At 44.8% G+C, this 10,600-nt stretch carries 9 protein-coding genes and 3 pseudogenes; 5 read left to right on the top strand and 7 right to left on the bottom strand.

Annotation, left to right across the window (positions count from 1 at the left end; translation table 11 throughout):
• The first annotated feature begins 295 nt into the window (after window positions 1–295).
• Genes FHC48_RS05670 through FHC48_RS05660 form a run of 3 tightly spaced genes read left to right on the top strand, consistent with a single transcriptional unit; the run spans window position 296 to window position 2,149 of the window.
• A complete protein-coding gene (locus tag FHC48_RS05670; RefSeq protein WP_032675369.1) occupies window positions 296–823 on the top strand; it encodes a tetratricopeptide repeat protein in 528 nt (175 codons plus the stop codon).
• Entirely contained in the window at window positions 804–1,361 is a 558-nt protein-coding gene (locus tag FHC48_RS05665; RefSeq protein ID WP_059364242.1) for an RNA polymerase sigma factor, read from the top strand. The genes FHC48_RS05670 and FHC48_RS05665 overlap by 20 nt, the downstream gene beginning before the upstream one ends.
• On the top strand, window positions 1,358–2,149 hold the full coding sequence (locus FHC48_RS05660) for an anti-sigma factor (protein ID WP_059364244.1): 792 nt from the start codon (window positions 1,358–1,360) through the stop codon (window positions 2,147–2,149). The genes FHC48_RS05665 and FHC48_RS05660 overlap by 4 nt, the downstream gene beginning before the upstream one ends.
• Here the strand turns inward: FHC48_RS05660 and FHC48_RS05655 are convergent.
• The 4 genes from FHC48_RS05655 to FHC48_RS05640 all read right to left on the bottom strand — a co-directional run bounded on the left by FHC48_RS05655 (window position 2,141) and on the right by FHC48_RS05640 (window position 4,705).
• Complete coding sequence (locus FHC48_RS05655; protein WP_059364246.1) at window positions 2,141–2,701, bottom strand: YceI family protein; 561 nt, start codon at window positions 2,699–2,701, stop codon at window positions 2,141–2,143. The genes FHC48_RS05660 and FHC48_RS05655 overlap by 9 nt on opposite strands.
• Window positions 2,702–2,806: 105 nt before the next feature.
• The gene (locus tag FHC48_RS05650; protein WP_023333137.1) at window positions 2,807–3,163 is read right to left on the bottom strand and encodes a hypothetical protein; all 357 of its coding nucleotides are present in this window, start codon (window positions 3,161–3,163) and stop codon (window positions 2,807–2,809) included.
• 502 nt (window positions 3,164–3,665) lie between these two features.
• Window positions 3,666–4,133 carry a hypothetical protein gene (locus FHC48_RS05645; RefSeq protein WP_045336593.1) on the bottom strand — a complete coding sequence of 156 codons (468 nt, stop codon included), beginning with the start codon at window positions 4,131–4,133 and terminating at the stop codon, window positions 3,666–3,668.
• 2 nt (window positions 4,134–4,135) lie between these two features.
• Window positions 4,136–4,705, bottom strand: coding sequence for a hypothetical protein (locus FHC48_RS05640; protein ID WP_227028229.1), 570 nt, complete (start codon window positions 4,703–4,705; stop codon window positions 4,136–4,138).
• A 606-nt stretch (window positions 4,706–5,311) separates the two neighbouring features.
• Between FHC48_RS05640 and FHC48_RS05635 the strand changes: the two are divergent.
• A pseudogene (locus FHC48_RS05635) lies at window positions 5,312–5,735 on the top strand (phage polarity suppression protein); the annotation flags it as partial.
• Window positions 5,736–6,414: 679 nt separating this feature from the next.
• Here the strand turns inward: FHC48_RS05635 and FHC48_RS05630 are convergent.
• From FHC48_RS05630 to FHC48_RS05620, 3 genes and pseudogenes are all read right to left on the bottom strand, one after another.
• Window positions 6,415–8,109, bottom strand: a complete 1,695-nt coding sequence (locus FHC48_RS05630) for a DEAD/DEAH box helicase (RefSeq protein ID WP_259281134.1) — start codon at window positions 8,107–8,109, stop codon at window positions 6,415–6,417.
• A 1-nt stretch (window position 8,110) separates the two neighbouring features.
• A complete protein-coding gene (locus FHC48_RS05625) occupies window positions 8,111–9,028 on the bottom strand; it encodes a DUF1837 domain-containing protein (protein WP_059364248.1) in 918 nt (305 codons plus the stop codon).
• A 179-nt stretch (window positions 9,029–9,207) separates the two neighbouring features.
• A pseudogene (locus tag FHC48_RS05620) lies at window positions 9,208–10,328 on the bottom strand (tyrosine-type recombinase/integrase).
• 88 nt (window positions 10,329–10,416) lie between these two features.
• On the opposite strand from FHC48_RS05620, the pseudogene FHC48_RS05615 reads away from it, so the two are divergent.
• Window positions 10,417–10,600, top strand: a pseudogene (locus FHC48_RS05615) (IS5/IS1182 family transposase); the annotation flags it as partial.

Here is a 10,600-nt window from a genome sequence, read left to right as displayed (position 1 = left end):
ATCATGTCAAACGTTATTATTTAAGTGCGCTTAATGTGTGTTTAAGTTAGGGTAACGTTTTTGATGTAAGATATATTATGTCACTTAGGTAATGAAATATATTCTTGTACTGGGTTAAAACTCTGCTAATGGGCGCAAGGAATAATAACGAGAAAACAAAAAATAACCTGGTTTATTACCTTTACAACTGAAGTGCAGGCAGGGTTTTAGGACAGAAAAAATTCACCGAAGAATGAATAAAAATCCTCACCCGGACGTTTACTGACGTCACTCCCCACTCACCCTGGAGTTTTATATGCGCAAAACCTCGTTTCGTTTGATCCCGGTGCTGATTTTTTCTCTGCTATCTCCACTGGCGCTGGCCATGGGCAATAATAGTACCGAGAGCAAAACGCCTGATTGTCCTTCCGGACAGGTGTATGACAGCGCCACGCAGAAATGCGTGCCGGACAAGAGCAGCAGCCTCAGCGACCAGGACAAAACCAACTATGCGTACCATCTCGCGAAGAAAGGCGAGTACCAGGCGGCGCTGAACCTGCTGGATTCGCTGAAAAATGGCAACACGGCTGAAGCGTGGAACTATCGCGGGTTCGCCACGCGCAAACTGGGCCGAACGGACGAAGGGATTGGTTATTACCAGCGTGCGCTGGCTATCGCCCCGGATTACGCCAAAGCCCGGGAGTATCTCGGTGAAGCGTGGATGGTGAAAGGACGTCCCGACCTCGCGAAAGAACAGCTGAAGGTCATTGCCGGAATCTGTGGCCAGTCCTGCGAGGAGTACCGTGACCTGCAGGCCGCCATCAATGGACACCCGGAATCCTGATCTTCTCGTGGAGGGAAAAACCATCGCAACCCGTGAGGTTCGTCAACAGCTCGCCGCACACCTGCCGCGCCTCTGGCGCTATGGGCTGGTGCTGTCGCGAAACAGGGATATCGCCGAAGAGCTGGTTCAGTCCACCTGCGTGCGTGCGCTTGAAAGAAGCAGCCAGTATACGCCTGGCACGCGCATCGACAGATGGCTGTTCGCGATCCTGCACTCCATCTGGATCTCTGAGCTTCGGGCACGACACGTTCGACAGGGGCAGGGATTTGTCCCCAGCGACGAGCTGCTGGCGCCCGACACCCGCGAACAGGATGAGACGCGCCTGCATTACCTGAAGGTGATGCAGCGCGTGAACGCGCTGCCCGAAGCCCAGCGCAACGCGGTATTTTTGGTTTATATCGAAGGCCTTACCTACCAGGAGGCGGCGGAGACCCTGGCGGTGCCGATCGGTACCGTGATGAGCCGGCTGGCGACGGCGAGGGCTCGGCTTGCCAAATCCGCTGACGCACTGCCTCCGGTAAAGGAGAAACGCTCTTGAACGCGCACCGTTTTGCACCGCCCTATAACGACGACGCCATCGTGGCCTGGATAGATGGTGAGATGTGCCGCGCCGACGCGCAGTTATTTGAAGAACAGTTAAAATGTGACGAACGCCTCGCCGGGCGAACCGACGAACTGATGAAAAGCAGCCAGGATTACGCCGGGGCGTTTGCCTCCCTGCTGGATGATGCGCCTCTTGAGAGGATGCAGGCGCGTCTCGCGGCACTTCCCGACCCGCAGGTCTCGACGGCGGCTGGCGTCAGCCGACGGGCGCTGATCGCCGCCTCGGCCAGCTTTTTGCTGGTGGGTTCCGGGCTGGGGTATCTGCTGCGTCCCTCAGCTGCGCCTGCGGATGAGAACGCCCATATCCGCGACCTCGAAGCGCAATATATGTCCCTGTACAGCGTTGAGACGCTGCTGGATATGGACAGCGCAACGCCGGTTCTGCAGCGCGGGCTGGAACGGGCCGCGCAGGACATCGGCATGACGCTAAACCTGTCGCAGCTTACCCTGCAGGGGGCAGAGCTTAAAATGGTGCGCATGCTGCGCTATGAAACGACGTCTATCGCGCAGATAGCCTGGATCAACGCCGACTACGGCCCGATGGCCCTCTGCATTTCGCCTGTTGATGAGAAGACGACGGTCTCGCTCCAACAGGAGCAGCGGCACAGCATGAACCTGGCGTGGTGGCAGGAGGCGGGCTATCAGTTTGTCCTGATTGGCCGCAACCCGCCGTCTCACCTGCGGGGAAACGCTGAGCGGCTGCAGCGCGTGATCTCAGGATGACGGCACCTTGTTAGTCTGTATCGCAATGGCGATGGCAATACGATCGTCAACGACCAGGGCAAACTTATCCATCCCGTAGGACGCGCGTGAAATCGCGGTGGTGGCATCCAGGGTGAGGGCCTGCGCATGCGGGTCTTTCACCCCGGCCTCCAGGATCACCGGCCGGGCAATGTTTCGAACGGTCAGCGTGCCGAAGACCCTGAACCGTCCGGCGCCCTGGTCGACCACGCGAGAGCTGATGAACTCGATGGTCGGGTAGTGCTCCGCATCAAAAAACATGTCGCTTTTTAATTGCCAGGTGAGCAGCGTGTTTGAGGCCACCAGGGTTGCTACGGGAATGGTGACGTGGATGTGGTCGTCAACGTCGTTATCCGGATTGAGCGTTACGGCACCCGTCACGCCGCTGAACGTCGCCCAGGAGAGGATGCCGCCGAAGGCGTGCCACGAGAGCCGAATGGCGGTGTTTTCGGTGTCGATAAGGTAGCTTTTTGGGGCAGCATGCAGGGAAGGGCATAACAGCAGAACGGTCACAAAGGCCAAAAGGCGATACATAGTGGTTTCTCCGATAAGTGCGCACTGCGTAAACGCCTGAGGTGCTAATTATATTCGAAGAAATAAAAAAGGCCGCAAGCGCGACCTTTTCGTGAGTATAACTAATTACTCAGTGACTTTCTTTTCCAGCTCGCTGGCACCTTCTTTGGTTTTGTTCCAGCCTTTCTCCGCGCCTTCTTTGGTGGCATCCCACCCTTTCTCGGTGCCTTCTTTGGTTTTATGCCAGGCTTTCTGGGAATCTTCGCTGACCTTGCTGCCCAGGCTCTCGCTCTTGCCTTCCGCTGCATGCTTCTGTTTCAGCTTCAGCTCTTCACCTTTGTTCTGCTCTTCGTGCAGTTTTTGCTTCGCCTCGTTGGCGTTTGCGTTCGCCGCAGCGACGGTATCGTCAGTTGCATGTGTGGTCGCAGCAAATACTGGGGAAGCCAGCAGAACGGCAGATAATGCGATAATTGTTTTTTTCATAATATCCTCATTTAACGTTATCGGTTATGAGCGTGATTCAGCATGGCACAGGCGAAACGGGATGGCTTTAGGAAAAAACTGTAATGAGATCAACATGCCCTGATGAGAGGTATTAAGCCTGAGGATTATCCAAAGGATAAAAAGCCTATTTCCGCGAGGGCGGCGAGGGTCAGGAGAATGAATATTATGACGGTTATGGGTCTGTACATGATGGGATTCCTTCCGGGTTGAGCGGCTATTCCGTAGCGCTGGGTAGGGGTGTTTTTTTATTCTCCATAGGGGGAGGGGCGGTGTCGTTGATGTTGGTCAAAGGGAGAGGAAAACGGTGGGGGGATGGTACTGAAAAGCCCACAGGGGTTGTACCGTGTGGGCTTTCTGGATTTCATCAGATAAATAGGGTTATTACTGATGGAGATTCTGGTTGGCTATCTGAGTCTGCATAATTCTCAAGTGCATTTATCCCGCTCAGCAGAAAGCCTTTTCATTCTGTTAAATAATGACTTCAGCTTACGTTTTCCGACGCCGGTGTGGCAGAGATCGTTATGTATTTTTTCAGACCAGACTCCCGTTTAACACCTTTTGGATCGGAAACAAAAGGAAGCCGCAGGCGAGGTGAATCGGATACTTTCAGTGTCCAGATATAACCCCCAATAAACCTGAAGTCCACGCTATCGTCAGTGACCTGGAGATCCGCAAAAGTTCCTGTCGAGTACTCATTGCCCAAGCGAACAATTTCTTTAAGCCCGTCATGAACGTCAATAAGGGCAATCGTCAGGGACTCTTCAAAAATAATGTCATCCGTCAGAAACAGGATATAACGTTGCTCATTAACCTGGACCGCTGCTTCAAGCACTTGCCCCGGCACATTAATGCCGGTGCTTTTACCATTGAGCACAACGTCAGATTGAGCCTGGGATACATCGGTCGCGTCACTAACCTTAACCAATGTTATTGAATTAACCTGTTGCATAATCAATTCCACAAACGTCCCATTTCCCATGCGGCAAGCGCGCCGCCGACGAAGCCACCGATGAGCACGCAAACAGGTGCGCCTGGCCCACACATTAATCCCGCCATTGCACCACCTGCGGCAGCACCGGCAATACCTGCACCATTAATCGCTATCTGTCTGCCTGATTCAGAAACCTTATCATCAGCGGCATAAATTTCGTAAACAGAAATCGCAATCGAAAGAACAATTAACCCCCTTCCAACGCGCGAGAGCTGCATCATTTTCATGTTTACCTGTGGGTTAGACTTGCCTGCGGATTCAACGATACCTGCATATATCTGATTTTTTTGTACTTCCGAAAGGTTGTTAAAATTTGCCTGTGGGCCGAATAAAGCTTTCGCTTTTTTTGCTACCAACTCATTAAGCGTCTTACCCTCGCTTTTTATTCGTTCGGCCATTGCCCGTCCGAGTGGAGTACTGCGAGAGCGCACCATCTCCATGATCAAATTTCTCGTTTCCTGAGCCTCTCGTGCCGCTTTGTCCCAGGAGATCACACCAGCATTGGCCTTTGCGCGTAAGTCTGAGGACATTTCTTTGATTCTTTTTGAGTACTCAAGGCGTAAGCGGGGATCAACTTACAACCTCGCGGCCGCAGCGGAAACATCGCCTTGTAAGGCATTCATCGCGCTTTCGAATTTGTCGCGTCCATCGGTATCTAATGCGCTCAGCAACGTCGTATCCATATTCTCATTGTTCCTGTCATTGGCTCTGAGATGCGTTGAACAAATTTTTAGCACATTATCGGTAAAAGGTCTTTGTAATATTTATTAGGCAAGCTTTGAAAGTTATCTTTTTGTTTTTATTTCAATGTGATGAAAAGGAGGTGGGTTCGCTTCGCTATGAATGATTTGTTTTTTCAAAAGAATGGATATTGTTGTTAGTAGGGATTACTTTGCTGGATCAGCGCTCTTTGGTAGTGGGTTGATTTCAGGTTCTTCTCGAAAAGCAGGCTAAAGATGACTTAACGAAAGTGTGGCATAAACATATTTTATTTCTTGTCCTGCAAAACCAATGCGCATCCCACACTATCGTCAGTGTATGCATATCGAATGCTCGCCCACGTTTCGTACGCCTTAATTTATTGCGTTCACTGGCGACTGAGCCGGTTATCGATGTACTCGCACTGGCGGCCACAGCTGCGTGAAATTATTGACGTGAAAAAGTGGGAAATTAATCTGGAGGCCGGACGTTATATCCGCTCGCATAAAGAGGTGTAGCGCATCAGCATCCATATAATTCGTAACCGTCTGAATGATTGTATGCTGGGGTACAGCGCGGAGTTGACCGCCGCCCTTGCCCCTCGATCTGATGAATTATTCCGAGCAACATTCCGCCATTTAGCGCTGCGCCATGCGGCACTCGGTCGACTATCTGCGTAAGATGCTACAGGTCTGGCTGGCCGCCTGTGAAAAAATTAATTATTCGGCGCAGGATAATGACATTTTAACGGCCATCGGATTCAGGCCTGACACGGCTTCGCGCGATGATAATAGTGAAAAATCCACGCCTGCACAGAATCTCACTTATACCCACCGCCGCGCAGAACTGGTATGCCCTTAGGCCGTTCATGGGCCTGCATTAAAAGCGACTCCTTAAGTGGGCAGGTTGGATGGGGCGGAAATCGAAGGTGCTTAATTTAAAATGGATAAGATTCAAGCACACGCTTTTGTTTGGACAAGAATCGGCGTTCTTTAAGTGCATAATTTGCTTCTCAGATTAGCTCTAATGTTAGGATGCTTAAATTTCATTGAGGCCTATTATTCGGTATATCACTTATCGGTTATATGTAACACCTTCAAGGAAATTATTCAAGATATACTCCTCCATTGGGCTTGCATCCATTGAAGCTGACAATCCTTCAATTGATTCAATGCTTTTTAAGTGATCAATAACCTTATGCAAAGTTAAAGACTCGCTTTCGAAGTTTATTTTGTAAGTAATCGATATTTTTTTTGTGAGCATGCGAGGTAGGCCATATTCTTCTAACTGATAAACAATTGGAGGGAGAAACGCGTTTGATGTTTTAAATATAAATGGCGATATGTCTGTATTTTTATTAGGTAATAATTCAGATAGTAAAACATTAACATCATTTAAAAGTGAGGTTAACTTAAATGTTAAATTCTTCTCGAATTCAAAGAAGTCATCGATTGTTATTCCGTCATTAGATAAAGCCTCTAAAATTTGTGGAATCGTATGTTTCCAGTTTAAACTTGCTACCTTAATGTATGAAACGAATTTAGAGTATCTCCCCCCCCCATCCGGCCGGTTGTAGATTAATTATTTTATATAAGTAATAGTCCCATTCATCGGGAGTGTTTGAGTTGAGATATGCAATATTTGCCCATTCATTTGGTTTGCTTGCTATATCAATGGCTATATCTCTTATTAATAAATAATCACTGGATTTGAAGGCTCCTTCCTTTAAAAGTTTATTAAAGGTTTCATACCCTAAAATAGCACTCATTTCTTCTTTATACGCAATGATAGCTGAGATTTGCTCAGGCGTTAAATCATTTTTATACTCAATCTCGTCAATTCCTCCCACAAGGGATTCAGGAATGGTTAAATCCAATTCGTTGTTTTCCTCTTGTGGAGGTGTTGATAGTAAATACACTTTTCCAATAAAGTGTTTGAACATCCGCCCACTTCTACCAATAATATTCTTGTATGTAAAATCCTTAAGGTTACTTTTGCCATTTTTACATTGCCAAATTACAACGTTTTCAGCCGATGTATTTACTCCTTCCACAATGGAAGACGTCGAAACGATGTTTTTGATGCCATGCGTTTCCTCGAAGAGTTTTATTTGTAACTGACTGATCGAACGGTGTAATCGACCATTATGTATACCCATCCCTTTCTCAATAAGTTTGGCTAGTTTCCAATTTTGAGAGTAGTTAATTTTTAACCAATTTGAAAATTCTTTCAAAAGATATGGTTCATCTTCAAATTGTGTTTTTAAAACAAGGTTTGATATCTTTTCAATGTTTTTATATGTTCCAGCATATATTAAAGTCTTTCCGTTAGTATTCGAAAGAATCTTTAATAATGCTTTAGATTTTTTAGTGTCATCTTCATTAATTTCTTTAGAAAGATCATGTTTTTCCAAAAAAACAGTATTAAAATCTATTTTTACAAACTCCATTCCTTTAGTGAATGGGTTATTTGTGATCTCACTAATGTTAGGAGCTAAATAATATCGCTGTTTTGCGATTTTAGTAAATTTCATTATTGCTTTGATCAAGGCTGGCGCTCTGTCTCTATCATGCTTCTCACTGGCTTTATAAAATTCGTCAATAATGAAAAGATCTAAATCATCAATTTTTTCAAGATAGCTTATAGCCCTCTCTTGAGGAAACACAAAAATATTTTTTTCTGAGAGGTCAACATCTGCAGTGGTGATTATTTTATATTGTGAGGAGAATTTTCTATGCAATCTTCTGCGAGTTTCATCAGTCAGGGATATCGTTGGTACAATTATTAATACGTTATTAGGTTTTTTTAATGATATGAAAGCATCAATAATAAAGCTTTTCCCGAAGCTAGTAGGGGCACTAATTGCTAGGTTTTCTCCGCTCAATAGTCTTTTTAAAATTAATGATTGTTCTCGATGAAGGGTAATAGGATTAGCTAATCCTACATCAACTTTAAACAGGTCATAGACCAACCTGTCATGCCATTCAGAGGTGTCTGTTTGAAGGTATGGATATAACCCTAACGTTCTAATAAGATGATTAACAAGAGGATTGTAATGAAGGTTGTTTTTTTTATGATAGTCTAATAATGAAATTAGATTGTTTCTAGCCTCATTGTAATTTCTTTCATTAATTAGAGTGTTTATATTTTGGCAGTGCGAGAAGATGTATTCATCCTGTTGTGTAGGTTCTGCATGATGCGCTTTATTGCAATCCTTATTGATTTCATTATCCATATTATTGCTCCTTATGGTATCGTACAGTACTTACAAATTTATCAATTATTACTTCTTTTTTTGGTACAGGGAAGAGTATTAAATGAAATTTAATTTTATCATGATCATAAATATCTTTAATCTTCTCTTGGTGTTTTTTAAAAAAAGCTTGAGCTCTCTCTTTGTGCAATTTAGTAATGGAGGATTTATAACTATCAGATAAACTATTTGAGTTTTCTGTTATAGGACACTCATGCAAAATGAAAATCGGTATGTTGAGTAAAGGTTTAATATTATCCATTGAATTATTAGAAGATAAGGTATCAGATATTTTAAGTTTTAATTTTTCATCTTGTACTAATGCATAAAGATCTTGGGTGTTTAATATTATACTGTTCTCTTTTCTTAGTTTCTCTGTTGTGATTGAATTTCGTACAGAGGTGATTATAGTGTCAAAACGGCCATCTTCGATACTGTTGTAGAACTTGGCTTCACCAAACCATAATGAGAAAGTATTATTATCTACAATGACAACATGTACACTATCAGCACCTTTTGCGTTATCTTGACTATTTTGTTTATAGAATATTTTGGGCACGACTGGTAATGCTTTGAAGTGATGTCGCATTATTCCATACAAAAATATTTCCGCAAGTTCACTTCCTTTACTTATGTCCTGATCGCTATCAGTTAGCCTAAGATTTTTTGATGCAAGAGCAAGTGAGGTGAATGGGCCATCGATTAGGGCTTCTCTTTCTTGGTTTGAAAGAGCTGTTTGTAAAATATTATCCCATATGAATCTGTGAAATTTTTGATATCTCCAACTCCCATCTTCGAAATCATTAATAATAGAAAGGAGGCTGTTATTTGATATTTGGCTTGGCCCGCCTCCGGTAACGAAAGATGAAAGGCTTTGATCAATAAGAATATCAAAATCCATTGTTTTCCTCGCAATTCCATTGTTTATAATGAGAGCCTTAGCATGACTCTCATTAAGTGCTTGGTTGATAAGAGACTAAAGTTAATATTTATTCAGAACAAAAAAAACTGGTAATAAAACCATGTTTATTTAAACAGTTGTTTTGATCTTTTTCGGTTAAGACTTGCAAACAACCCCCACTAATCCCTTAGGTCAATGTGTTTATCTAAATATATTGAAAGATTATATATGCTTGGCCACATTCTATCGCTATGTACTAAACGCGCCTCAATCGCATCGGTATCAAACCAGCTTAATTCATTACAGTACTTGTTATAGGTCGAAGACCATGAGCATCAAGTTTTCCACCATAGCCAATACGTTTTAAAGCAGCATTAGCAGTCTGACTACTCATCGGTTTTTTGGATCGTCCCTGCTTGGGAAAAGTTGTTCTCGATAAGCGCTAACGGGCTCTATCACTTCAAGAATATCCATTACTTGAGAAGAAAAGGGAACAATGCGTTCACGCTGAGCATTCATTCGCTCGGCGGGAATTGTCCAGTGTTTGGCATCGAGATCGATCTCTACCCACCGAGCACTTGAAGCTTGTGAAGGACGCACAAGGGTAAGGAGCTGCCATTCAATTAGACAGCGAGTCAGAGTGATTCGACATCATGAAAGAGCGTATTAGCTTCGGCAATTCTTCTGACAGTAGTGCCGGCATACTTTGCTTTTTTGGTTTCTCAAAGGCCATATCCTCACTGATGCAGGAATTGCATCAAGCGGTCCATTATTAACAAGTAAATCATTATCTCATTAATGCGCTGTACCGGACGAAGAACTGTCTCCAGTTCCTCAATGATCGTTCTGGCTTTGATTTTCTGAATAGGTATCTCGCTTATAGCAGGGAATTCATCTTTATCAAAAGAACACCAAATATCTTTCGCATAATCCGGTGTGACGTTTTTGCTCTTTAGCTGGAACCAATTTTGGCAGCAATGGTAGTGAAAATGCTATCCAACTTGATTTGGCGCTGTTCTGAAAGCATTTCTTGCTGCTGAGGATCGATGTCCTGGGCTGAGAGAGAGAAATGCTGATCGCGTATCTGGCATGCTGCTGCAAGCGTAAGGGTAGGATATAAGCCAAGTCTCAGATTTATGGGGCTGGCAGTGTTTGGTCGCTGGTAGCGAAAACGCCAAAGTTTTTACCAGAGTTTTAATGAGTAAGAACAGGCCGTCACCATCGTGCAGGGTAAAGTCTTTTTCGCGAGGTTTAGCTTTTAAAATTTCGTTATTAGTGAGGGGCGTGTGATGCGCGCCATGTCTGGATCCCTTCCATAATTGGTACACGCTTCTTTGGCCACAGTATGGCTTGTACGGCTTTGTTGAATAAATCGAACTTTTGCTGAGTTGAAGGATCAGATCACGCATCTTCCCGACAACGCAGACCGTTCCGTGGCAAAGCAAAAGTTCAAAATAACCAACTGGCCCACCTACAATAAAGCCCTCATCAACCGTGGCTCCATAACTTTCTGGCTGGATGATGAAGCTATTCAGGCCTGGTATGAGTCGGCAACGCCTTCATCACGGGGAA

The sequence above is a fragment of the Enterobacter sp. EC_50 genome, from assembly GCF_019584525.1.
GTDB lineage: Bacteria > Pseudomonadota > Gammaproteobacteria > Enterobacterales > Enterobacteriaceae > Enterobacter > Enterobacter roggenkampii.
This window is presented reverse-complemented; position numbering and strand designations above follow the sequence as displayed.